This window comes from Saccharospirillum sp. (assembly GCF_040881935.1).
Classification (GTDB): Bacteria; Pseudomonadota; Gammaproteobacteria; order Pseudomonadales; family Natronospirillaceae; genus Saccharospirillum.
Map to the genome: position 1 here is coordinate 66,559 of NZ_JBBECH010000057.1, position 21,610 is coordinate 88,168.

Sequence of the window (21,610 nt, forward strand, 5' to 3'; positions counted from 1 at the left end):
CAAAGCTCGATTATTGGACAAAGCGTTCACGTAGAAAGACAGAATGCAGTCATGGGTGACTCAAAGCCCTCATTCTAGAGTCATTCCTTATAAGGGAACGGGTGTGTCTATATTTGCATTCTTCATGTGATTTCCCTATAATGCGCTCAGTTGATGACGAAAGACCTTCAATACAAAGAAAACAACAATCCAAGGCGGACGGACATCAGACACTGTTTTTTTTGATTATTGGAGATTGGATTATGTCAGTTAAGACCCCTGAAGAGATGTACAAAGAAGCCCAGCAATCACTGGGATTTCACGTAGCCTCTAACCTGCTCACCATTGTATCCCTGCCTGTTACCCTGCTGAGCAAAGCGTGGGCGCTGGCAAGTGGCGTGATGAGCAAGGCTGACGAGTCTGGCGCAGAAGCCAGTAAGTCCTAATTAAACCGCGCGAGCGATAGAAATGACGGTAGTGCCTGAGAATGTATTCAGTGTGATACCGTCACTTTGCTTTTCCACCCTGTACGACCCCCCCCTTTATATTACCTGGCTTTTAACTCCTTCTGCAGCTATCCCTGCCTATAGTCTATACGCCAAGACAAACGTCTGTGTGGTGACAAGGCTGGCTTGTCTGTCACCACTTTTACCGTTAAATCAACTGATAACCACCTGATAGGTATAGAACAGTCCAAATAAGATGGATCCAACGTTAATGGCAAGATGACCACGGTTCTTTAAATTGAACCCCCGGCTATTCATGAACAAAAAAGGCGCGCTGATGAGCATGGAAAAGCCTGTCATGCCAAGTACAGTGCCTCCTCCGAAGGCGAGGATATAAGACAAGGCTTCCATAAGAGTGCTGGTAGTATCCATAACCAGAATCACCATCAGACCGCTGCCCGCAATGCCATGAACGACACCGATGATCCCTGCCTTTACATAGGAAGGCTCCTGGTGGTTGTGGGCGTGGCTTTTGTGCTGTGTATGGTCATGAAAGTGCAAATGAGGTGTCTGGCTGGTTTGATGCTGGTGGACGTGAGCATGAACCTTCTTTACCCGAAATTTCACAACGTTATAACTACCAAGCAGCACGATCATCACGCCTACCAGGGCTTCCGATGTCATCATAAATCCTTCGGACAGTTCCCATTTCAGTGTTAGCAGGATCATACCCAGAACCAGTAGGGTGACCGTATGACCAATACCCCAGACCGTACCTATCCTGGCCGCCTTACTGAGTTTTGATGTACCACTGCTAATGGTCGAGATGGCAACTACATGGTCTGGCTCTGTAGCGTGTTTGAAGCCAAGTGCCAAGCCAAGAAGTAATACGGATAACCATTCAATTGTCATTGTTTTAATCCTGTAACTGAGAGGGCTGCCAGAGCACCATTCTAGGTGTGAAGCTTGCCCGTTCCTTTGCTTTCAGGTCCAGGCCGGCTGTTATAAACAGATTACTTAACGTTCTTCAAATACGTTCTTTATAATGGAACAACGTTTACTATGATGGAATTAAGCTATCAGTGGTTTTGAGAGCTGTCAACGTCAAAAACACTTCTGAACTGCCTCTCCTGCCCAAAAAACCTCGTATAACCTGTTGTTTTTCCAAGATATATAGAAATTATGGCCAATTTAGGCCTTTTACCTCTCTGGTTAGTTCAAAAATCATACAGCGATTTTTATGTAAGAACCGTGTTCCGAAGGTTGACGTGTGCCTTTCTGTTGTGTGATATTCCTCATGGAGGTTAAATGTTCCGTATAAAAGTACAAAAAGCGAAGCAAGACCTACACTAGTCATCACAAAACGACACAACACCCTGAACGCACTGTGAGGTGCTGTGGTTAAGCCGTTCCGTCGGTAGCCCAAAAGAGGTTGAATCCATGTCCAAGAAAGATGCACTCGTCTCCGATGAAGTCGCCCAAAAATTTGCCAAAGAAAAAGAGTCCCCCTACACCCGCTGGGTTGCCAGTGAGGGTCTGGACATCATTGATGGTATTTATGTGGAAGATCTGAATACCGTTGAATTGAAGCCCTGGGATCGTCGCGGCGGTCGTGGTGTGTTTATCAATCACGATGCATCGCGGACCACCAATGACTGTTATGTTTGCGAAATTCCTGCTGGCAAGGAATTGGCACCGCAACGTCAACTGTTCGAAGAAATGATCATGGTGCTTAGTGGCAATGGTTCTACCAGTGTCTGGAACGATGCAGGCCAGAAGGTGACCTTTGAGTGGGGTCCCGGTGCCTTGTTTGCCATTCCGCTGAACACCTGGCATCAACACTTCAATGGCTCAGGCAGTACCGTCGTACGATTTGTGTCTGTGACCAATATGCCACCTATCGTCAATCTCTTTGAAGAGATGGGTTTCATATACAACACCTCGCATGACTTCAAAACCCGGTTCTCGGGTGAGGCGGACTACTTTGCTCCAAAGGATGAAATGAACGGGTTCCGTTTGGAAACTAACTTTGTGGCCGATGCTGTGAACTTGCCGTTGGTGTCTGCCAAAGAGCGCGGAGCCGGTGGTGGGCACATTCGCTTTAACCTCGCCAAAAGCTCAATGAATACACACATTTCCCAGTTCCCGGTGGGAACCTATAAAAAAGCGCACGCACATGGGCCAGGAGCTCATGTGATTATTTTGGCAGGTGAAGGGTATTCGCTGATGTGGCCAGAAGGTGAAGAACCGAAGCGCTACGACTGGAAACCCGGCACGCTCATTACACCTCCCAATATGTGGTTTCACCAGCACTTTAACACCGGAGCTACCCCGGCGCGCTACCTGGCATTCAAGTACGAAGGCGTTGCATTCCGAAATGCGCAGGGCGTACCGAAAGCCTGGATCAGTAAACGCATTGGCGGTCACCAGATTGACTATGCAGATGAAAGCCAACTGGTTCGCACCATGTTTGCAGACGTTTTGACTGAAAAGGGTCTGACACCACAAATGGCAGAAGCATACGAAGCAGAAAAAGAAACACTGCCGCCGCTTTAGGGTTGGCAGGCCGGGCAGCGGCATCATTCTCGATGGTTGCCGGAAACTGCCAACCAGAGCTGCAACAGGAACGGTCGCGAACCGGGCTTGTTGCAACAAAGATGACAATAAAAAGTGGCAAGAGGGTCAATATAATGTCTGATTCAAAAACAGATTCTGCCGAGGGCGGCCAGGTTACCTGGGAGCGCTGGACGAAAAAACGTACCTTCGTTCGTGCACTGGAAGGTACCTATGGGGAGCTTAAAGAAGAACTGTTCAGTCAGCCCCGCATATATCCGACACAGGATTTGAAATGGAAGGGTGGTCCGCAGAACTTCGGCAAAAAGGTGATTAATCCGCAATCGTCGAAAATTGCGCAAACCATCGAGACGCACGTCGATGCTTTCTCGCCTGGCGGTTATGGCCAAAAGCATGGACACATGAACAGCGCGGTATTTTTTGTGTTGAAGGGCAAAGGTCACGATGTTCACGATGGTCGTCGTATCGACTGGGAGGCCGGCGATGCCCTTATTGTTGAGAATGGCTGTGTTCACCAGCATTTTTCTGACGACCCGAACGATGAAACGATCTGTTTGATCATGAAAGCCAAACCCATGTTCCTGTTCATGCATCTTATTTTCCAGGAAATGGTCGAGTACCCGCCCAAGACTCCGGCCCCGGGTCAGGAAAACTATACGCCACCGGCTTCCCTGTAACCGATCAGACAAAGAGGACAATAAAAATGAGTACCGACATCCCATTTGTATCAAACATAGAGCGTCAAAGGTCGCGCACCGACGTGAACGCTAACTTTTATAACGAAGCACTAAAGGCTTCCAAAGAATTTCGCCGTGAATACCAGGAGCGCAAGAACGTAGTCAAGTGGAGCGAGATGCCGATGGAGCGCTCTGCCGATGGCCTGATCAAACACATCATCAATGAAGGCATGAATACAAAAGAGTGTGCCATTGATATCTATATGCAGTTTCTTGCGGTCGATGGGGCTACCGGTACCAGTCGCCATCTTACTGAAGAAGTGGCGTTTGTGATCGAGGGCCATGGCTACGACTTGCACTATGACGTCAAGTTTCGCTGTGAAGATGAATTTGTCTGGGAATGGGAAACCACACCCAAGAAATACGAGTGGGGACCGGGCGACTTTATTTATATTCCACCCTATTGCGCACACAAGCGTTTCAACACCAGCGACCAGGAAGCCCGGGTTGTGGTGATCAACAGTCGAATGGTCAAAGCCATTGGTTTCGACTGGTTTGATCAATTGGAACCGGCAGAAGGTTTTGAAGACCTCTGGGTGCCACCGGCTGATTAACGTTGTACACAGTATAACAACAAGTTCGTTGCCTGAAAGGCAAGCGATGTGAGCTCGGCTGTACCTGGTTTTCACTGGGCAGTCCGGGCCGCACAGGAGTGTTGAACTATGTTAGATGCAGCCCTGCAAGGGTTGATGGGCATTTTGCAGTGGAAAGCGTTTGCGATGATGATAATTGGCATCGTCATCAGCAGCACGCTGGTTGCCATGCCGGGTGTCGGTAGTAAAACCGCTATTGCATTGCTGTTGCCCTTTGCTTTTGTACTGGAAAAATACGAAGCCATTGCGCTTATTGTCAGCGTCTGGGCCGTCAGCAATACGGCCAATTCAATCACCGCGATTCTCTTCTCGGTGCCAGGCGGTGGTGGCTCACAGGCAACCATCATGGATGGTTACCCCATGGCCAAGAATGGCGAAGCTGCCCGTGCGCTGGGAGCTGCTTTTACTGCTTCGGCAATTGGTGGTGTTCTGGGTGCTCTGGCCCTGTTGGCTGCGATTCCGGTGGTTCGTCCGCTTGTTTTGTTGTTGGGTCCGCCAGAGTTCTTCATGTTGGTAATGATGGGTGTGGTAATGGTAGGCGCCCTGGCTGGAAAAACACCGCTAAAAGGCATAGCCATTGGCGTATTGGGCTTTGCAATTTCACTAATTGGTATCCAATCACAGACCGCAACGCCGCGCTACACCCTGGACATCCTTTACCTGTTCGATGGTATTGGGCTCGTGCCTCTAACTATTGGTCTTTTTGCTGTGCCGGAGTTGATCTCGCTGGCCGCCCGTGGAAAGACCATTTCCAACGTAAATCTGGGTGACCTCAGCGCCGGTCGGATGCAGGGAATCAAGGATGCGTTTATTAACTGGTGGCTTGTGGTCCGTTGCAGCATGGTTGGCGTCTGGGTTGGTATTATCCCTGGGTTGGGTTCATCTGTCGCTGACTGGTTCGCTTATGGGCATGCTCTGCAAACTTGTAAGGGCGCAAGTAAGACGTTCGGTAAAGGCGATGTTCGGGGAGTAATCGCGGTAGATGCAGCGACTAATGCCAAAGAAGGCGGTGCGCTTATCCCCACACTGGCCTTTGGTATACCTGGCAGCAGCACATTGGCCTTGATCTTTGGCGGGCTACTGGTAGTTGGTGTAACACCAGGGAAGGAAATTTTAACGACCCAACTTGATGTTACTTTTTCAATTATATGGTTGCTGATTATTTCATCAATCATTACCTCTGTTTTATGTCTGATGTTTACCAAACAATTGGCAATGGCCACCATGTTACGCCCGAGTGTATTGGTACCGGTCGTTCTGGCGATGGCCGTACTGGGAAGCTTTGCTCATTCCAACCGACTGGAAGACGTTCTGGTCATGGCGATATTTGGCGTGCTGGGTTACTTCCTGCGACTTGGCGGCTGGCCGCGGCCGCCGTTGTTGTTAGGCGTAGTCCTCGGTCCATTGGCTGAGCGTTTCATGTGGACTTCCTATCAGATTTACGGATATGGCTTCTTGCTGAGACCCGGGGTTCTGATCATAGCTGCCATCCTGGTTGTTTCTCTGGGTTACCCCATGTGGCAGAAGCGTCAGGCTGAACGCGCGCAGCAAGCAGAGAAAGCGGCGGGAGGTGAATCATGACAGGCTATCTGAAGCGATCCACTATCACGGTTTTACTGCTGTTGCTCTTCATCTACATCGTTATCGGTGGTAGTGGCATGGCCATTCAAGCCAGGCTTTTTACACTCGCCGTGGGTTGGATAGGCATCGCGATAATCAGTGTTCAGCTGGTACGTGAACTGCTGCAACAGCACCACGAAAACAAGCTTATGGCCAATGGACACCAAATTGAAGCAGAGAACGACGGCCCGGAAGGTGCGGTCGATTTTGTCGTAACCGATGAAGAGAAAACAGCCTACGGGCGAATGGCCGCCATTGAACAGTTTGGTTGGTTGTGGGGCATGATTCTGTGTCTGTGGCTTATTGGCTTTTACATTTCGGTACCGGCAATGGTTGGGCTCTATCTGCGTCGACACGGTGAGAGTTGGTTGCTGTCGGTCCTGATGACCGCCGGTGTCTGGGTGACGGTATGGGGTCTATTCCATGAAATGCTGAATCTTCCCTTTCCCCAGGGCCTGCTGTTTCGGGTTATAGGCGGGTAGTTGAGCAAGATTTTATTTGAAGATTCATGAAGTGATTGACGTTCGTCACGCCCATTACTCTGCATATAAAGGTTCAGATTGGGTTCAGCCAACGGCGATAGGATAGTTCATTAATTTCAAGCAATGTGCCGGGTCTTGGTTTGGTCATTGCTGAAGTGGGCCGGCCCGTCTTTCGGGTTGACCTCCAATACTGGCTGATGCCTCTGTCCCTGGGGGCAGCCAGACAACAATAAAGTGAGGAGAAAGGCAATGAACCATAACCTGGTAAAAGGTGCGGTGAAAACGCTGGGCACACTGGCGATCACATCGCTTGTCAGTTTCGGCAGTCAAGCATTTGCTGAAAATGGCGAGGTGAGTTTTGAGGGCAAAACGGTCAGCATCAGTATTCGGTCCACCCCGGGTGGTGGCTATGACACTCATGGGCGACTCATGGCGCGACATCTGGGCAAATACCTGCCGGGAAATCCCGATGTAATTCCGGTCAACCGGCCCGGTGCAGGTGGCGTTGTATCGGCCAATTATCTCTACAACCAGGCAGAAAAGGATGGTACGGATATTCTAATTGCGGCTCGGGAAATCGCATTGGCTGAGCGGCTGGGGGGCCCGGGCATTCGTTACAAAGTGCTGGAAATGCCCGTACTGGGTAGCCCGATTAGCGAAGCCCGTGTCCTGATGACTCGTGGTGACTCTCCGATAAAGACGCTGGAGGATCTTGAAAATGCAAGTGGGCGGGTGCTCTTCTCCACCAGTGGTGTAGGTGCTGGTTCCACACAGATGATCCAGGTGTTGGAGCAAGCGGGATATCCGGCTCAGTTCGTGACCGGTTATGAAGGTACCAGCGATCAGCTTCTGGCTGCGTTACGTGGCGAGGTAGAGGGCTTCAGCAGCACCTATCCGGGTGCGAAGGATCAGATTAAAGATGAGGGTTTGAACATCATTGCCAAGATTGGTAATCACCCTGATCTGGTTGACGTGCCTGATTTACGCACGGTTCTGACGGGCGATGCCCGTGCAGCTTCAAATATTCTGGCTGTCCCCCTGATTGCCGGTCGGCCTTTCTTCACCGCGCCCGGAACACCACCGGAAGTGGTCGCGGTTCTGCGTGAAGCATTTCGTCTGACAACCGAAGACCCGGATTACATTGAGGAGCTGGCCCGGTCCGGAGATGAAGTTGGTTTTACTGACCCTACAGAGATTGAAGCCTTGTACCGGGAGATATTCAACGCTTCGGATGCCGTCGTCAATTTGTTCAACGAAGAGTAGCGTTTGGCTTTCGACCTTGCGGGATAGTACTCAGTGCTATCCCGCCTTGTTTTATGAGCAACGTATCTGGCTAACGTTTAGCCTTGCAATCCTCTCCCCACAGTATCTTCAGGAGCGATCCATGCACGATGGTCACGATCATAGCCATGATCACAGTCATTCCCACAATCACGATCATTCCAACGGTACTCACGTGCATTGGCATGACGGCGACCATGATCATCATCTTCCCGAAGAAGAGGTGGCGTTGGAAGACAACCCACTGTGGCAACGGGACAACGTTGTTTTGTGGAGTGTCGGTATCGATATTGGTTCAGCCGGTACTCAGATATTGTTCAGTCGGGTTCAATTGCAGCGCCAGGCTGCAGAATTGTCCAGCCGGTATATCGTGATCGATCGCGAGACTTATTACGCCTCGCCGGTCAGCCTGACACCCTACCGCAGTGATACGCTGATTGATGATCGTGCCCTGGGTGCCCTGGTTGACGATGCCTACAATGAGGCCCGTGTTCGACCGGAAGATATTGATACCGGTGTCGTCATTCTGACCGGTGAAGCATTGCGACGCGAAAATGCACATCGTATTGCCAGCATTCTGTCAGAGAAGTGTGGCGACCTGGTGTGTGCAACGGCTGGACATCATATGGAAGCCCGATTGGCGGCCTATGGTTCGGGTGCCGCTCGATCATCCTTTGATCGCAACGAGCGAATTATCAATATTGATATTGGCGGTGGTACTACCAAAGTCACGATGATTGACCATGGTAAGTTGCTGGAAACAGGTGCCATTCACGTCGGTGGGCGGTTGTTGGCGGTGTCTGATGAGGGCGTTATTGAGCGTCTTGACCCGGCAGGCCATACGCATGCACAACGAGCTGGGTTCGAGTGGGAAGTGGGCGACATAGTTACCCCTGAGCAGTTGGACGCTGTGGCGGGAGGCATGGCCGACACTCTGGTTAATGCGCTGCTGTCTGAAGGTTCTGCCGAGGCCTCAGAGTTTTATTTAACGGACATACTCTCCCCAACTGAGCTTCGCCGTGCTGACAGCGTGGTATTTTCCGGTGGTGTTGCTGAGTTTTTCTATGGACGAGAGCAGCGTGATTTTGGCGATATAGGCAGGCGCCTTGGGGAGGCATTGCGTCGGCGGGTCAATGCGGGCGTTATGCCATGGAATTTGCTGGAAGATAGCCAGGGAATTCGCGCAACGGCTTTGGGCGCCTCTGAATACACCACTCAGTTGTCAGGAAACACCTGTTACGTGTCGGATGAAGACGCCATGTTGCCACGGCGAAATTTACAGGTTATCAAACCACCGCTTATTCTGGACGAGGCCATTAAGGCTACAGACGTAGCGGAAGTTATTGCCACTCATCTGGCTAAATTTGAAGCCGAAACGTTGAGCAATGACCTGGTACTTGCGCTTAACTGGACCGGAGCGCCTCGCTATCAGCGTTTGCTTGCGCTCGCCGAGGGTATAAAGCAAGGGTTCTCTACCCAGCTTGCCAGCAGAAAGCCTTTGTATCTGGTATTGGATGGCGATGTTGCGATGACACTGGGTACCATTTTGCGACAGGACCTGCACATCAACAGTCCTATTCTGGTGATTGATGGCATTCGACTGGCCGATTTCGATTATATTGATATTGGCCGCGTCCGGCAGCCATCCTGTACCTTGCCGGTGACCATAAAGTCGCTGATATTTAACGACACACTGGACTCTACCAAGCCCGAAAGGATTCACCACAGAGTGACATAAGCTGGTTAGGCGATTGGTTTATTCGATTATTTTGCATCAATCGTCCATAAAAAAGGCCTGGAATCAAATAGGCCTTTTTTATGGCTATCGGTCGTCTAATCGTCGCTACCGGGTTAATAAATCTGAAATGTCACTGACCGTGCGCACGCGGGACATTCGTGGAAAAATCCGGTCCATGAATTGATCGTGATTGTCGGTCTCGTTTGACGTACACGCATCACGGGCTATGACCAGATTAAAATCAAGGTCACGCGCCGCATAAGCCGTGCTTGCCACGCCCACATCGGTGGAGCCACCGGCCAGTATCAGGGTGTCGATTCCGCGTGTGCGCAATGCCAGTTCCAGATAGGTTTGATGAAACGCACTCCATCGATATTTCGGGATCAGATAGTCCTCATCCCGCGGTGCCAGTTCATCGATGGTTTGTGCCTGCCACGATCCACCCGCGACGACGGGCTTAAGTTCAGGCGGAGCATTCAGGTCCAGTGGTTGCAGCCTGTTGTTGGTATCACGCAGGGTATGTGCGGTGGTGGCGTTGTCGGCTCGATGGTTAGCCTGGGCATAGGCAACCATCAACCTGTGCTGCCTCGCCGTAGCCAGTAAGGCTGATGCGGCCGCGATGACCGGAACATACCGTGCTTTCATTACCCGGTCAGAGTCTTTGACATGGCCGTTTAAAAAATCAAAAAACAGTACGGCCGTACTTGACGGGTTGATTCCTGGTTCCAGGTTGATTGTGTTCGGCATCTTAATGCAACCCTCCCTCTTCCGGTGTCATGGGTGTCAGATGCCAGCCGAGATAATCGGCTGCTTCGCCATGCAGTAGCTCTTTGACCATGTCTTTGTCGAGTCGTTTGACCAGTTGATCAACCTGACCAAACAGAGGCATGGGTATTTGCCCGGCCTGTGCCATATCGAGTGCCAGATCCATGTCTTTTTCATGCCAGGTGAAGCGAGTTGAATCCCAGCGGCGCAGGGTGCCATTGTCGGCCGGGCATTCGAGCAATACTTCACGCATTTTTTGTGCGTTAATGCCGTACCGTTTTGCCAATAGCAGCACTTCGTAATTTGCGACGCAATGCGCCCAGTGCATCATGTTGTTACAGGCTTTACCGACCTGACCCGCACCAACCGGACCAATGTGATGGACTGCCCGGCTGTAGCAATCGAGCACGGGGCGAACGGTATTGATGTCGGCTTCTGTTCCACCGCACAGACTGGCCAGCGTGCCTTCACGAGCACCAACGCGGCCAAAGCAGACCGGAGCATCAACAAAACCGAAGTCCTGTTCCCGGCAGAGTTTTGCTAGTGCTTGCATGGTTGCCGGTCCGTTGGTCGCGGTAATAACAATGACACTGCCAGGCTGGCCATGCTGCAGTATGGCTTCAGTGACACTCTGTGATTGTTCATCGGTTGCTACCATCACCAGATGCACCCGGGCGGTTGCCACAGCAGCGGCCAGTGTATCGTGGACGCTAACGCCCAGTTTTGCGGCGGCATCGCGACGGGCGGGGTCAATATCAAAACCGGTCACGGTAAAACCGCCGGCGACGACGTGACGGGCGATGTCGTGACCCATATCACCCAATCCAATCAAACTGACGTTCATGGTTGTTCTCCTGTCAGGTAAGTCGTTCTATGACATTGCCGCCGACGACGACCAGCGCACCGGCGAGCAAAGGTAACGGAAAGGCGACGAGCAGACGCAAGCGCACGAATGAGCCACCCAATAAGGGAATTTCATAAATCACCACCCGGTGCGGTGCAAAGATGGTCCAGGCCGTAATAAAAGACACCAGGGCGGCCGCTGATGCACCGGCATTGGCAAAGGAGGCTGCCATGGAAAACACCACGACGGGTGCGGCCGGGATGATGAGGCCGGTGAGGGAGCCAATCAGAATGGCGATCCAGGGCGAGTTGTCGCTGAGGTAGTTGCTGATGACCTGTTCTGGTATCAGCCTGACAATAAACGCGGCGGCAATCATGGCAACGAAGAGGCGTGGCACAAGGATAATGAACTGTTCAAACGCCCGGGTGATTCCGGAGCGCAGCGTACCGTCACCGCGTTTCAGCGAATAGGCCATCAGTACCAGGGGGATGATATACAGCATCACCAGAGCCGGGTTCATCGACGTTCCTCCAGATGATCCAGATTGTCTTCATCCGGTGGCAACTGGCTCGCTTTGTCGGTGTCCGTTTTGAGACGGAGTTCCATCGGCAGGCGTCGGGCGATAAGGCCGGCAATAATAGGCAAGGGCAGGCTGACCAGTATTCGAACCAGGGTAAACTCGGGTCCCATCAGGGGCAGGTCCCACATGATGGTGCGTTGCAGACCAAGCGTTGCCCAACTGGTAATAAAGGCGATCAGGATGCCCCGGTCAGCGCCGGCTGCCGCCAATACAGCCAACAGCGGAAACGCAGAGGAAGGGCCGCCCAGAGTGATAACCCCCGCAACCGTGGCGAGTACAAGCCCCATAAAGCCGTTGCTGCGCCCGACAAAACGGGACAACGCCTCGCGCGGCAGCAGCACCCAGATCATGCCCGCCATAACCAGAGCGGCCATTACTCTCGGCATCATGCCCAGGGCGCTGTCGAGGCTGTCGTACCCGGTGGTGTAGAAACTCTCTGGCCCCTGAAGCCAATAGACCAGGCTGCCGGTGACCACGGCAATGCCGGCAAAGGCCCAGAAACTCAGCCCGATGCCTTCTTTTAGCAGAGCTCGAAGCCAGCGCTGTTGTTCCTGGTTTAGCTTGCGCATGGCAGGGTTCCCTGATCAGCCGTGGTGATGGTGTCCGTGATGGTGGTGATGATCGTGATCGATGTCTCCGGCCAAAGATTCCGCCTGGTTCATGCCTTCAAGCAGGGCTTCCATCATGGCTTTCATCGGGTTGGCGTCAGCTGGAATCTGGCCCGCCAGAAAGCCCGCCAGGCGCGCAAAAACAATGGCCTGACTGAATACTCCGTCCATCCGCTCCCCGGCCGGTATGTGTACCGCATCGGTCAGGCTGCGCGACAGAGCAGCATTGAACAGGGTGTCCATGTAGGCTGCCCTTGCACGGGGGTCCATGGGCTGCCGATTGCCCTTGTCGAGACTGTGCTCCGGGGCTATACCCAGTTGTTTGGCCGCTGCCAGCAGTTGATCAAAAAGTTGGTCGTCCAACGGATCGTCATGTTCAAAATCACCACACATGGCATGGCTCCTATCTTGTTATAGTAATGTCCACTGACGGGTCTTGCGTCAGTTTGAGCGTTAGCGGGGAAGCTTGTATTTTGCTTTAAAAAAGCCCCAGCATTTTTCATAAAGAGCACGTTTGGACAGTCCTTTTCGACTGCCTTCAACCTCTGCGTCGGTAAAGACATAAGCACCACCCAGGGGCGCGCAGCGCACTTGTCGCTCCGCGTTCATTTCCAGATAAATAGCCAGGACAGCGGCTTCGAGCAGGTCTTCGGCAACGGTTACGCAGCCATGTGCTTTCATCAGGGCCGCTTTACCGTTACCCAGTAGTGCGGCTACGGCGTTGGCCGTTTCAGCGTTGCTGATTGACCTTGGGCTGTCAAATACCGGTACATCGCCCGGGACAGCGCCCTGAGGAAACACAACCTGATAGGGTTGCCCGGCACTGGTCAGTAGCGTGGACCATTCCGGATGCCCGTGCACCACGGCTTTTACATCGGGTCGGGCCTGATAGACGGCCAGGTGCAGGGCCAGTTCGTTCGGTGGCCTGGGCTGGCTGGCATCAACGCTGCCGTCGGCGTTGACCACGACCAGGTCGTTGGGCGTCAGTGCGCAGCGTATTGAATCGGCGCTGTTAATCATAACTCGGCCGTCGTCAAGCTTTACGCTGGCGTGGCCGTTAAAATCGATGACACCATAGCGTTCAAGTAGGTGAACCGTTGTGATCAGTGTTCGCTGTAAAGGTTCAGTGTTCGACGTCATTGGCAACTCCATAAACCAGATTCAGGCACGCACGGCGCGCAAAGATTCGATGAGCGTATCAGTGTCTGCATCGGCAACCAGTGATACCGTAACCTTTCGTGTGCATGCCAGTACGTTATTGAGTGTTGCTTCATCCCGGTCAGTCTGTACAAGTATAAAACCGGAGGTCATGACTCTGCGCTCAGAGCAGGCGTGACCGATGGATACAATCGCGTCGACATCGCTGTCAGCGGTGATGAGCAGTACAACGACATCGACCTTGTCGAGCAGGTCATTAAACGTTACCCGAAGGGTCTGTTGTGCCTGGTAAAGCTGCAACTCTCCGCTGGCGTAGAAGCCAAACTGGGTATTGTTCCATTCGAGCTCCTGCAGTTCCGCCAGTGCCGTCAGGGCAGACTTACCCAGCGCCAGTACCAGTGTCTTGCGACCGCGGGAATTGGGTAAGGCAATGCGGTAACGGCTTTCTGCGGCGGTCGTGACGCGCACTGATTGGCTTAACATGATGCCATCTCCTTAGTCCGGATTACCTCGAAAGACGGGGCCAGTGTTACCGGCCCCGTGTCATCAAACCGAGGTGTGCGGTACGCCCTCGCGTGCTTTCAAGTCTTCCTCACAGGCGGTTTCGAACGCCTGGTCGGCAGGCAGTACAACCGATACGGAACGTACCCGGTGGTGCTCGGGTTGTACACCCGGAGGTTGCTGATCTTTGTCGCGCAGGGCGATCGCCGCTTTGCGTAACATTTGTCGTGCCATGATGATGCCGTTGTCTGTCGAAACCAGATTCTCTCTGGTTCGATCGATGATCGGTCCCATGCTTTCCTGAAGTGAAGAGTCCTGGATGGCAATACCTTCAACACCGCTGTACGTTCGGCCTTCTTTTTGAGCCTGACGATCCATCAGATAATCGTTGGTCTTGTTGGCTTTGGGAATGTAAGTGCCCGGTACGTATTCACAATGGATGCCTTTTCCGGCTTCCATTGCCTCACGCTCGGTTGCCGTCAACGCACGGTTGGGGTGGTAGTCGAAACTCCAGGCCCAGCAGTTTTCATCGTCAATCGGAATCCAGAAGTGGCCATGAATCGGGTGATCGCCACGCGGTGGTACCATGGTGAAACACGGCATGATCCACGGCGTAATGCGCCAGTAATACTGATCGTTTTCAGCATTGCGGCGGGCACCGACGAACAATCCCGAGGTGTGTTTGGCCACTTCAAAGAACGGCATTTTATCAGCCAGGTTGTACTGGTTGCCCTTGGCACCTTTGAACAAAGGGTCAGTATTCAAATTACCACTGTGCAGAAAAGACACATGGCTTGAATCGATACCGCCCTCCATTGCCTGTAACCAGTTGCTTTCCTGGAAACGCTTTGACGAAAAGGTTTGCTCGGCAGGGACGATGGCAAATTCAAACTCCGGCGGTGGTGGCTGCAGGTCTTTGGGACCCATATAAGTCCAGAGAATGTCACCGACTTTGATCAGGGGGTACGCCTGGAGTTTGATTTTCTCACAAAACCCGCTGGCTGCTGGTTCGGAAGGCACGTCGACGCAGTTGCCTTCGACATCATATTTCCAGCCGTGATACGGGCAGCGTAGCCCGCCTTCTTCGTTACGCCCGAACCAGAGAGACACACCCCGATGGGCACAGAATTCGTCCATCAGACCATAACGGCCATCGCTATCGCGAAACGCGATCATGCGTTCTGACAGCAGTTTTACGCGCACGGGCGGGCAGTCATCCTCAGGCAGTTCTTCGGCGAGCATCGCCGGAATCCAGTAGCGTCGGAACAAATCGCCCATGGCTGTGCCAGGGCCGGTTTGAGTCAGTAATTCGTTAACTTCTTTGCGGAGCATTGTTGTTGTCCTCCTGCCGCTGCGGTGGTGACCACTGCCCGATGTCGGGGCTAAGTCCGCCGGGCCGTATGGGGTCCAGTTGATTGTTTTTCACGATGTCCCTGCATACGGAACGTCGTTCTTGATAAGTTTGAATCTACATGGTAAAACTGAATCCGTCAACTCGCGGAGGTAGTTATGTCTGAACAATCCAATCGTGTCAGAGTGTGCAGTACAGACGATGTGATGCCCGGAGAAGGTCATTATGTCGAGGTCGATGACCTGGAGCTGGCTGTATTCAACGTGGCTGATAAGTATTTTGTAACCGATAACCAGTGCACCCACGGTCCGGGGTCACTGTCGGAAGGTGAGCTCGACGGCACGGTGATCGAATGTGACTTTCACGGCGGTGCTTTCGACGTCTGTACCGGTGAGGTTGTTGCAGCGCCCTGTATGGTTCCGATAAAAACCTACACCGTAACCATTGAAGACGGTGACATCCTGATTGATGTGTAAAGGCGATGTCGGGTCATACATCGGCAACCATGACCATACGATTTACAACAAAAAACCCGTAACAGGACAATCATTATGGCTTTAATCACAATCGACGGCGCAACACCGGTTACCTTTGAATGCGATGAATCCGATACCATCATGCGTGCTGCATTGCGCCACGGTTTGGGGTTTCCGTACTCCTGTAATGTGGGTGCTTGTGGAAATTGTCGCTTTCAGCTTCTGGATGGTGAGGTTGAGCACCTTCAGGAAAGCCCCAGAGCCTGGACAGAGCGTGATGAAAAGCGTCAGCGGTATTTGGGGTGCCAGGCTCGTCCACTGAGCGATTGTCGAATAAAACTGCGTACGAACGAACAATACGTGCCACAAACGGAACCAGTGAAAGTATCAGCGACCTTTAAAGAGAAAACCGTCCTGACACACGATCTGTCGGAATTCGCACTGGAGCTGGATAAGCCATTGCCCTTTTTAGCCGGACAATACGCCTTGCTGGGTGCCAGTGCCGTAGATGGACCGAGAGCTTACTCCATGTGCAATGTGTCACGTAACGATACCGAATGGAGTTTTCAGATTAAGCGCGTGCCCGATGGCGCCATGACCACCCATCTGTTCGACCTATTGCAACCCGGTGATGCTCTGACGTTGGATGGTCCTTTTGGTACCGCCTATCTGCGCGAGGATTCTGAACGGGATATCCTGTGCCTGGCCGGTGGTTCCGGACTGTCGCCGATGATCGCTATTGCCAGGGCAGCGGCAGAGCACCCGCAATTGCGACAGCGTCGCCTCGATTTCATTTTTGGTGGTCGTCGCCCTGAAGATATGTGTGGTGAGGAGCTGCTGAGAGATTTGCCGGGGTTCGGCTCAACCCTGCACTTTCATTCCGCCATTTCGGAAGACATCTCAGAAACCGAATGGTCCGGCCTTCGAGGTTTTGTACATGATGTTGCGCAACAGCTGTTTGGCGAAGCGTTGCAGAGCAAGGAAATCTATTTTGCTGGCCCGCCACTGATGGCTCAGGCTGTGCAAAAAATGTTGTTTGACCTGAAGGTGCCACTCGACCAGGTTCATTTTGATGAGTTCTATTGATTCGGAACCAAACGCGGTGTCAGGCACTGCGAACACGGTCGCTGTACAACCTCCCGTTACGCCGGTGTCGCTTTGGGCACTGGCCCTGGTTTTCCTGAAAATGGGCGCACTGACCTTCGGCGGTATGTGGGCAGCCATCAGCCGCATTGAAGCCGATCTGGTTCACAAGCACGGCTGGATCACGGTCGAGACCCAGCGCGCCATGATGATCACCGCCGCGCTCATTCCGGCCCCCAAGTTTCTCGCCTTTGGTGGCATGGTTGGTTACCGGCTACGAGGCTTTGCCGGTAGCGTGGTTTCGCTGGTTTGCCTGATGATTCCCGGGTCACTGGCCGTGCTGGCTGGCGCCATGCTGTTGCGTCAGGGTGAGCCCGGCACCTTGCTGGCGGCCGTACAACACAGCATTACCCTGGGCATTGTCGGCTTGTTGCTTGGCAATGCCGTTAACATGGCGAAAAGCTCGAAATTAACCAGGGGTCGCCTGATTACCGGTCTTTGCATAGCCATACTGATTCCGCTGATGACGCTGGTATTTGGGATGCCACTGCTGGTGATGGCACTGCTTGGACTGATTGTCGGGGCCTTGTTTATACGACCGGACAAGGACGCAAAAAACGATGGATAACAGCGTCGGTTTTTTTGGGGTGCTGGGGCTGGTTATGCTCAGCACCCTGTTTTCAATTGGTGGTGGCAATGGCCAGGTTGCGATGATACAGGGGCAGTGGGTCAGTAATGGCCTGCTTGATCCCGCCTTGTTTGCCTGGGCCTTTGCACTGGGGCATTTTACGCCGGGACCCAAAGTCAGTTTTGTCACCGCCATTGGCTATTACATGGCAGGCATTCCTGGTGCACTGGCGGCGATGATTGGCATTGTAATACCGACCTCGGTGGGTGCCTCTCTGGCTTCACACTGGTACCAGAAATTTCAGCGAGTGATCAACTACGTCAGTATATCGGCGTCGATGGTCATCGCCGGTATGATGACCACTGCTGCCGTTGGACTGGCGTTGCCGCTGGAGCCATCCTGGATAGAGCTTGCCGGCATTGCTCTGGTCACCTTTCTGATCGTGTGGCGCAGGCCAGACCCGATACTGATCATTCTCGGTAGTGGCACGGTCGGCGCGGTGGTCTGGTTTGTTGAAGCATCACTCTAGTCGCGGTTAACGAAAGAGTTTCCGGTCATTTAACGCTTTTTAAAAAATCGATGATGCGCTGCGGTGCATTGTCGCTGGTTTGATCATCCGGGGTAATGTCCCAATAGTCTGCCCGGGCGGAACATTCCTCAATGAAGCGCGCTGCGGACACGGCATGGGCATTGTCTTTGCCGGGAATGATCAGCGTGGGTATTGATAATTGCATCAGATCTTCCGGTTCAAACCCGGGCACGCTGTCTCTATCAATCAGGGTGCGCAATGTGCTGGCCACAATGAGTTTGTAATGCGCGGGATCTTGCGTCAGAAACGCCTTTGCAAAGTCTTCATCCTGGCGAATAGCAGGCCCCCAGGGGCCCTGTTTTGGTTCTTTGCCGAATCCCTCCGTCGTTGCCCGCGCACAGTCGACCACCGCTTGCAGCCCCTCGGTTTCAACCAGAGCTGTATGCAAGGCGAAGCGTCGGTAGGCATTGAGCCGGAAACCGGCGCCACCGACAGGCCAGTACTGCACCATGCTGAGCGTGCGCTCGGGGTAGGTTGTGGCAAAGGCAGCCACCGGACAGCAACCCATGCAGCCGCCAATGAGGTGAGCCTGGTCAATGTCCAGGTGTTCGAGCAGGGCGTGGCCCTGTTCGACGTAATGGGACCAGGTTAGCCGTTCAACGCGTCCGCCGGATTGACCGGTCTCACGGCGATCAAACAGGATGCAGGTAAAATGCGCCGGCAAATAGTCGAGCAATTTAATGCGGGCATACACACCCAGGTTTTCCCATTTGTCCATGGATGCGTCAAATCCACCGGGTGCAAACATCAACAACGGTGGCCCGCTGCCTTCAACGCGATACTCAGTACGAATGCCGTTCAACAGGGCGTTTGGCATGATCGACCTCCTCAGGATTTAACCGGTGGTGCGCCTTTGATTTGCTGGCCAGCGCAGACATCCGCCTTGAAGGCGCTGATCGCATCAAAGGTAACTTGCGCCACATTGGCGTAGGTATCAATGTCACTGTCGAGGTGTTTGGCCGAATAACCGATGGCGGCGTGGGCCATGCGCACCCGGCCATCGAGCCAGGGGCCTCCACCGAAGCCACCAATAACCGGAATGGAAACCGACTCGGCCACCCTTGGGCCGACAACTGGCCCTGAATTGGTAAAGTCCAGCAGTGAGGCACCCGCAGCTTCAAGCTCCCGGGCTTCTGCAATGAGTCGTTCCAGCATCGCGGCCGGTACCTGTGCATCGGCCCCCGACATGGCGCTGTATTCCATACCGTATTGCAGGGCGGTTTGCGGTGTTATGCCGAACTGAGCCCATACCGGTATGCCCGCGCGTACCAGAGCGGTGACTGCCTCCGGGTAGTCGGCCGCGCCATCGAGCTTGATCATATCGACACCGGCTTCCTTGACCAGCCGAATGGCAGCGCGTACGGCTGAATCCACACCTTCCTGCAATGGCCCGTAGGGAAAGTCGGCGCTGACCAAAGCTTTGGCAGTGCCCCGTCTGACGGCTTGCGCCACGGTCACCATTTGGTCCATGGTGATTTCGAACGGATTGGGTTGACCCCAAAGGTTCATGCCGACGGTGTCACCGACAGAAATGATATCGACCCCAACGCGGTCGACGATCAGTGCCATCTGGTAGTCCCAGGTCACCACGCCGACAATTTTTTCACCCTTGTCTTTTTTCCGCTGCAAGGATTGCAGTGTTACTTTCTGATTCATATTTTTTATCCTGTTACTCGGGGGTAGAGGCAGGGCCCGATGATCGTCTGTACCTGACCGTCCGCCATACCAAGAGGGTGCTGTTCAAAGCCCACGTGCTGTTAATAATTGGTCCACCCGCGGGTAGACTTTTCGCACATTGCCCTCGAATACCTTGTGACGATCGAATGCCGACAAGTCAAGTGCCTCAACATAGCGCTTGGTGTCATCGAAATTATGGCCGGTTTCGGGGTCAACCCCTTTCACTGCACCAAACATTTCCGAGGCGAACAGTATGTTGTCGACATCGATCACCTCAAACAGCAAATCAATACCTGCCTGATGATAGACGCAGGTATCGAAATACACATTGCGCATGATGTGCTCTGCCAAGGGCGGACGGTTCAGCATGTCCGCCAGGCCTCGGTAGCGCCCCCAGTGATAGGGCACCGCACCGCCGCCGTGGGGAATGATCAGACGCAGGTCGGGAAAGTCTTTGAACAGGTCACCTTCCAGAAACTGCATGAATGCACTGGTATCAGCATTTAGATAATGCGCCCCGGTGGTGTGAAAATTGGTATTGCATGAACCTGATACGTGAATCATGGCCGGTACGTCGAGTTCAACCATTTTTTCATAAAAGGGGTACCACTCACGATCCGTTAACGGGGGCCCCGACCAGTGACCGCCGGAAGGGTCCGGGTTTAAATTGCAGCCAACAAACCCGAGCTCGGTAACGCATCGCTCCAGTTCTTCAACGCAATGGCTGATCGGAACACCGACCGACTGCGGCAATTGGCAAACCCCGATAAAAGCTTCTGGAAACAAGTCGGTAACCCGATGGATCAGATCGTTGTTGATGCGTGTCCAGGTTGTTGAGACCGCTTCATCACCGATGTGGTGAGCCATCGCCGATGCCTTGGGAGAGAAAATCGTCATGTCGGCACCGCGCTCACGCAGGGCTTTCAGTTGATTGCTCTCAATAGATTCGCGAATTTCATCATCGGAAATGGACGCGAGGCTTGGCGGCGGGCTGGATGGATCCTTGAAGTGTGCAATCTGCGCATCCCGGTATGTTTGTAGCTGGCCCGGTGCGGTGGTGTAGTGGCCGTGGCAATCGATGATCATTAGGTGCCTCCCTTTCGCATTGGGTTAGAGGGTTAGAGATCGTCTTCGCTGTCCAGATACACCAGGCCTTTTTCGGCCAGTCGCGGACGCATGTTGTTCATATCCAGCCCCAGTTCACCTTTGGCATAACGGGCACGAATACCTGCCTCCTTCAGGTCCCGTGCTTTTGATAGCGTCAGTACCTGCTCTGCTTCATCGCGGGCGACCACTACAACACCATCGTCGTCGGCAACAATGAGATCCCCCGGGCGCACTATTTGCCCCCCGCACACCACCGGAATGTTGACGCTACCCAGCGTCTCCTTGACGGTACCCTGAGCCGACACGCACTTCGACCAGACCGGGAACCCCATTGCACGAAGTTCCGCCACATCCCGGCACCCAGCGTCTAGGATGAGGCCCCTGATGCCGCGTGCCTGCATCAGTGTAGCCAGCAAGTCTCCAAAATATCCGTCCTCGCAGTGGGAAGTCGGTGCCACTACCATGATGTCGCCAGGCCGACATTGCTCGATGGCGACATGAATCATCCAGTTGTCACCGGGCGGTATGGAGACGGTCACTGCCGGACCGGCGATGTGAGCGCCGCTGTATATTGGGTTCATGTTCGGGGCAAGCAGCCCTTTGCGTCCCTGAGCTTCATGCACGGTAGCGACGCCCAGGGTCTGGAATTCATCGGCATGCGTGGCCCGGGAGATATTCCTGATAACAACATTTTTCATGAATTAGGCACTCCTGCCGTAAATGACATTTTATTATTGCTGGTAGCGGAGGTTAATCCCGCTTCAGCGACTGTTCGATCGTGCTTCGGGCAAGC

The 21,610-nt window shown here is 53.3% G+C and carries 25 protein-coding genes; 12 read left to right on the forward strand and 13 right to left on the reverse strand.

Features of this window, described 5'->3' with window-relative positions:
* Positions 1–242 precede the first annotated feature (242 nt).
* Positions 243–425, forward strand: a complete 183-nt coding sequence (locus WEB54_RS10795; protein WP_368055554.1) for a hypothetical protein — start codon at positions 243–245, stop codon at positions 423–425.
* A 213-nt stretch (positions 426–638) separates the two neighbouring features.
* Here the strand turns inward: WEB54_RS10795 and WEB54_RS10800 are convergent, their stop codons facing one another.
* Positions 639–1,337, reverse strand: coding sequence for a hypothetical protein (locus WEB54_RS10800; RefSeq protein WP_368055556.1), 699 nt, complete (start codon positions 1,335–1,337; stop codon positions 639–641).
* A 528-nt stretch (positions 1,338–1,865) separates the two neighbouring features.
* Between WEB54_RS10800 and WEB54_RS10805 the strand changes: the two genes are divergently transcribed.
* The 7 genes from WEB54_RS10805 (at position 1,866) to WEB54_RS10835 (ending at position 9,450) form a co-directional block, all read left to right on the forward strand.
* Complete coding sequence (locus WEB54_RS10805; protein ID WP_368055558.1) at positions 1,866–2,981, forward strand: hypothetical protein; 1,116 nt, start codon at positions 1,866–1,868, stop codon at positions 2,979–2,981.
* A gap of 134 nt (positions 2,982–3,115) precedes the next feature.
* The gene (locus WEB54_RS10810; RefSeq protein WP_368055559.1) at positions 3,116–3,676 is read left to right on the forward strand and encodes a cupin domain-containing protein; all 561 of its coding nucleotides are present in this window, start codon (positions 3,116–3,118) and stop codon (positions 3,674–3,676) included.
* A 26-nt stretch (positions 3,677–3,702) separates the two neighbouring features.
* Complete coding sequence (locus WEB54_RS10815) at positions 3,703–4,290, forward strand: hypothetical protein (protein ID WP_368055561.1); 588 nt, start codon at positions 3,703–3,705, stop codon at positions 4,288–4,290.
* 135 nt (positions 4,291–4,425) lie between these two features.
* Complete coding sequence (locus WEB54_RS10820; RefSeq protein ID WP_368055563.1) at positions 4,426–5,910, forward strand: tripartite tricarboxylate transporter permease; 1,485 nt, start codon at positions 4,426–4,428, stop codon at positions 5,908–5,910.
* Positions 5,907–6,431 (forward strand): tripartite tricarboxylate transporter TctB family protein, encoded by a 525-nt coding sequence (locus WEB54_RS10825; RefSeq protein ID WP_368055564.1) that lies wholly within the window; start codon positions 5,907–5,909, stop codon positions 6,429–6,431. Before WEB54_RS10820 ends, WEB54_RS10825 begins: the two co-directional genes overlap by 4 nt.
* A 249-nt stretch (positions 6,432–6,680) precedes the next feature.
* On the forward strand, positions 6,681–7,694 hold the full coding sequence (locus WEB54_RS10830) for a Bug family tripartite tricarboxylate transporter substrate binding protein (RefSeq protein WP_368055566.1): 1,014 nt from the start codon (positions 6,681–6,683) through the stop codon (positions 7,692–7,694).
* Between the two features lie 121 nt (positions 7,695–7,815).
* A complete protein-coding gene (locus tag WEB54_RS10835) occupies positions 7,816–9,450 on the forward strand; it encodes an ethanolamine ammonia-lyase reactivating factor EutA (RefSeq protein ID WP_368055567.1) in 1,635 nt (544 codons plus the stop codon).
* Between the two features lie 105 nt (positions 9,451–9,555).
* Here WEB54_RS10835 and WEB54_RS10840 read toward each other — a convergent pair whose 3' ends face one another.
* The 8 genes from WEB54_RS10840 to WEB54_RS10875 form a co-directional block, all read right to left on the reverse strand.
* A complete protein-coding gene (locus WEB54_RS10840) occupies positions 9,556–10,197 on the reverse strand; it encodes an isochorismatase family protein (RefSeq protein WP_368055569.1) in 642 nt (213 codons plus the stop codon).
* A 1-nt stretch (position 10,198) separates the two neighbouring features.
* The gene (locus WEB54_RS10845; protein ID WP_368055571.1) at positions 10,199–11,059 is read right to left on the reverse strand and encodes an NAD(P)-dependent oxidoreductase; all 861 of its coding nucleotides are present in this window, start codon (positions 11,057–11,059) and stop codon (positions 10,199–10,201) included.
* 13 nt (positions 11,060–11,072) lie between these two features.
* Positions 11,073–11,579 (reverse strand): hypothetical protein, encoded by a 507-nt coding sequence (locus WEB54_RS10850; RefSeq protein WP_368055573.1) that lies wholly within the window; start codon positions 11,577–11,579, stop codon positions 11,073–11,075.
* Positions 11,576–12,208 (reverse strand): hypothetical protein, encoded by a 633-nt coding sequence (locus WEB54_RS10855; protein ID WP_368055575.1) that lies wholly within the window; start codon positions 12,206–12,208, stop codon positions 11,576–11,578. Before WEB54_RS10855 ends, WEB54_RS10850 begins: the two co-directional genes overlap by 4 nt.
* A 15-nt stretch (positions 12,209–12,223) precedes the next feature.
* The gene (locus WEB54_RS10860) at positions 12,224–12,640 is read right to left on the reverse strand and encodes a hypothetical protein (protein ID WP_368055576.1); all 417 of its coding nucleotides are present in this window, start codon (positions 12,638–12,640) and stop codon (positions 12,224–12,226) included.
* Positions 12,641–12,700: 60 nt separating this feature from the next.
* On the reverse strand, positions 12,701–13,387 hold the full coding sequence (locus tag WEB54_RS10865) for a class II aldolase/adducin family protein (RefSeq protein WP_368055578.1): 687 nt from the start codon (positions 13,385–13,387) through the stop codon (positions 12,701–12,703).
* Positions 13,388–13,408: 21 nt separating this feature from the next.
* The gene (locus WEB54_RS10870; RefSeq protein WP_368055580.1) at positions 13,409–13,888 is read right to left on the reverse strand and encodes a hypothetical protein; all 480 of its coding nucleotides are present in this window, start codon (positions 13,886–13,888) and stop codon (positions 13,409–13,411) included.
* A gap of 63 nt (positions 13,889–13,951) precedes the next feature.
* Positions 13,952–15,238 carry a Rieske 2Fe-2S domain-containing protein gene (locus WEB54_RS10875; protein ID WP_368055582.1) on the reverse strand — a complete coding sequence of 429 codons (1,287 nt, stop codon included), beginning with the start codon at positions 15,236–15,238 and terminating at the stop codon, positions 13,952–13,954.
* Between the two features lie 177 nt (positions 15,239–15,415).
* Between WEB54_RS10875 and WEB54_RS10880 the strand changes: the two genes are divergently transcribed.
* The 4 genes from WEB54_RS10880 (at position 15,416) to WEB54_RS10895 (ending at position 17,973) form a co-directional block, all read left to right on the forward strand.
* On the forward strand, positions 15,416–15,733 hold the full coding sequence (locus WEB54_RS10880) for a non-heme iron oxygenase ferredoxin subunit (RefSeq protein ID WP_368055584.1): 318 nt from the start codon (positions 15,416–15,418) through the stop codon (positions 15,731–15,733).
* A gap of 75 nt (positions 15,734–15,808) precedes the next feature.
* Complete coding sequence (locus WEB54_RS10885; protein WP_368055585.1) at positions 15,809–16,819, forward strand: 2Fe-2S iron-sulfur cluster-binding protein; 1,011 nt, start codon at positions 15,809–15,811, stop codon at positions 16,817–16,819.
* Positions 16,806–17,444 carry a chromate transporter gene (locus WEB54_RS10890; protein ID WP_368055587.1) on the forward strand — a complete coding sequence of 213 codons (639 nt, stop codon included), beginning with the start codon at positions 16,806–16,808 and terminating at the stop codon, positions 17,442–17,444. Before WEB54_RS10885 ends, WEB54_RS10890 begins: the two co-directional genes overlap by 14 nt.
* Entirely contained in the window at positions 17,437–17,973 is a 537-nt protein-coding gene (locus tag WEB54_RS10895; RefSeq protein WP_368055589.1) for a chromate transporter, read from the forward strand. Before WEB54_RS10890 ends, WEB54_RS10895 begins: the two co-directional genes overlap by 8 nt.
* A 25-nt stretch (positions 17,974–17,998) precedes the next feature.
* Here WEB54_RS10895 and WEB54_RS10900 read toward each other — a convergent pair whose 3' ends face one another.
* From WEB54_RS10900 to WEB54_RS10915, 4 genes are all read right to left on the reverse strand, one after another.
* Positions 17,999–18,850, reverse strand: a complete 852-nt coding sequence (locus WEB54_RS10900; protein ID WP_368055591.1) for an alpha/beta fold hydrolase — start codon at positions 18,848–18,850, stop codon at positions 17,999–18,001.
* A gap of 11 nt (positions 18,851–18,861) precedes the next feature.
* The gene (locus tag WEB54_RS10905; RefSeq protein ID WP_368055593.1) at positions 18,862–19,689 is read right to left on the reverse strand and encodes a 3-methyl-2-oxobutanoate hydroxymethyltransferase; all 828 of its coding nucleotides are present in this window, start codon (positions 19,687–19,689) and stop codon (positions 18,862–18,864) included.
* Between the two features lie 84 nt (positions 19,690–19,773).
* Positions 19,774–20,796: an amidohydrolase family protein gene (locus WEB54_RS10910; RefSeq protein WP_368055594.1), complete on the reverse strand. Its 1,023-nt coding sequence runs from the start codon at positions 20,794–20,796 to the stop codon at positions 19,774–19,776.
* 32 nt (positions 20,797–20,828) lie between these two features.
* Complete coding sequence (locus tag WEB54_RS10915) at positions 20,829–21,515, reverse strand: 4-carboxy-4-hydroxy-2-oxoadipate aldolase/oxaloacetate decarboxylase (RefSeq protein ID WP_368055596.1); 687 nt, start codon at positions 21,513–21,515, stop codon at positions 20,829–20,831.
* Positions 21,516–21,610: the final 95 nt, after the last annotated feature.

What these genes read in the sequence shown, in the direction of transcription:
- WEB54_RS10835 (WP_368055567.1), top strand. Translation starts at nt 7,816, where the DNA reads ATGCACGATGGTCACGATCATAGCCATGATCACAGTCATTCCCACAAT.
- WEB54_RS10845 (WP_368055571.1), bottom strand. Translation starts at nt 11,059, where the DNA reads ATGAACGTCAGTTTGATTGGATTGGGTGATATGGGTCACGACATCGCC.
- WEB54_RS10810 (WP_368055559.1), top strand. Translation starts at nt 3,116, where the DNA reads ATGTCTGATTCAAAAACAGATTCTGCCGAGGGCGGCCAGGTTACCTGG.
- WEB54_RS10805 (WP_368055558.1), top strand. Translation starts at nt 1,866, where the DNA reads ATGTCCAAGAAAGATGCACTCGTCTCCGATGAAGTCGCCCAAAAATTT.
- WEB54_RS10875 (WP_368055582.1), bottom strand. Translation starts at nt 15,238, where the DNA reads ATGCTCCGCAAAGAAGTTAACGAATTACTGACTCAAACCGGCCCTGGC.
- WEB54_RS10840 (WP_368055569.1), bottom strand. Translation starts at nt 10,197, where the DNA reads ATGCCGAACACAATCAACCTGGAACCAGGAATCAACCCGTCAAGTACG.
- WEB54_RS10815 (WP_368055561.1), top strand. Translation starts at nt 3,703, where the DNA reads ATGAGTACCGACATCCCATTTGTATCAAACATAGAGCGTCAAAGGTCG.
- WEB54_RS10800 (WP_368055556.1), bottom strand. Translation starts at nt 1,337, where the DNA reads ATGACAATTGAATGGTTATCCGTATTACTTCTTGGCTTGGCACTTGGC.
- WEB54_RS10865 (WP_368055578.1), bottom strand. Translation starts at nt 13,387, where the DNA reads ATGACGTCGAACACTGAACCTTTACAGCGAACACTGATCACAACGGTT.
- WEB54_RS10855 (WP_368055575.1), bottom strand. Translation starts at nt 12,208, where the DNA reads ATGCGCAAGCTAAACCAGGAACAACAGCGCTGGCTTCGAGCTCTGCTA.
- WEB54_RS10890 (WP_368055587.1), top strand. Translation starts at nt 16,806, where the DNA reads ATGAGTTCTATTGATTCGGAACCAAACGCGGTGTCAGGCACTGCGAAC.
- WEB54_RS10915 (WP_368055596.1), bottom strand. Translation starts at nt 21,515, where the DNA reads ATGAAAAATGTTGTTATCAGGAATATCTCCCGGGCCACGCATGCCGAT.
- WEB54_RS10820 (WP_368055563.1), top strand. Translation starts at nt 4,426, where the DNA reads ATGGGCATTTTGCAGTGGAAAGCGTTTGCGATGATGATAATTGGCATC.
- WEB54_RS10880 (WP_368055584.1), top strand. Translation starts at nt 15,416, where the DNA reads ATGTCTGAACAATCCAATCGTGTCAGAGTGTGCAGTACAGACGATGTG.
- WEB54_RS10850 (WP_368055573.1), bottom strand. Translation starts at nt 11,579, where the DNA reads ATGAACCCGGCTCTGGTGATGCTGTATATCATCCCCCTGGTACTGATG.
- WEB54_RS10870 (WP_368055580.1), bottom strand. Translation starts at nt 13,888, where the DNA reads ATGTTAAGCCAATCAGTGCGCGTCACGACCGCCGCAGAAAGCCGTTAC.
- WEB54_RS10910 (WP_368055594.1), bottom strand. Translation starts at nt 20,796, where the DNA reads ATGATCATCGATTGCCACGGCCACTACACCACCGCACCGGGCCAGCTA.
- WEB54_RS10895 (WP_368055589.1), top strand. Translation starts at nt 17,437, where the DNA reads ATGGATAACAGCGTCGGTTTTTTTGGGGTGCTGGGGCTGGTTATGCTC.
- WEB54_RS10885 (WP_368055585.1), top strand. Translation starts at nt 15,809, where the DNA reads ATGGCTTTAATCACAATCGACGGCGCAACACCGGTTACCTTTGAATGC.
- WEB54_RS10795 (WP_368055554.1), top strand. Translation starts at nt 243, where the DNA reads ATGTCAGTTAAGACCCCTGAAGAGATGTACAAAGAAGCCCAGCAATCA.
- WEB54_RS10900 (WP_368055591.1), bottom strand. Translation starts at nt 18,850, where the DNA reads ATGCCAAACGCCCTGTTGAACGGCATTCGTACTGAGTATCGCGTTGAA.
- WEB54_RS10830 (WP_368055566.1), top strand. Translation starts at nt 6,681, where the DNA reads ATGAACCATAACCTGGTAAAAGGTGCGGTGAAAACGCTGGGCACACTG.
- WEB54_RS10825 (WP_368055564.1), top strand. Translation starts at nt 5,907, where the DNA reads ATGACAGGCTATCTGAAGCGATCCACTATCACGGTTTTACTGCTGTTG.
- WEB54_RS10860 (WP_368055576.1), bottom strand. Translation starts at nt 12,640, where the DNA reads ATGTGTGGTGATTTTGAACATGACGATCCGTTGGACGACCAACTTTTT.
- WEB54_RS10905 (WP_368055593.1), bottom strand. Translation starts at nt 19,689, where the DNA reads ATGAATCAGAAAGTAACACTGCAATCCTTGCAGCGGAAAAAAGACAAG.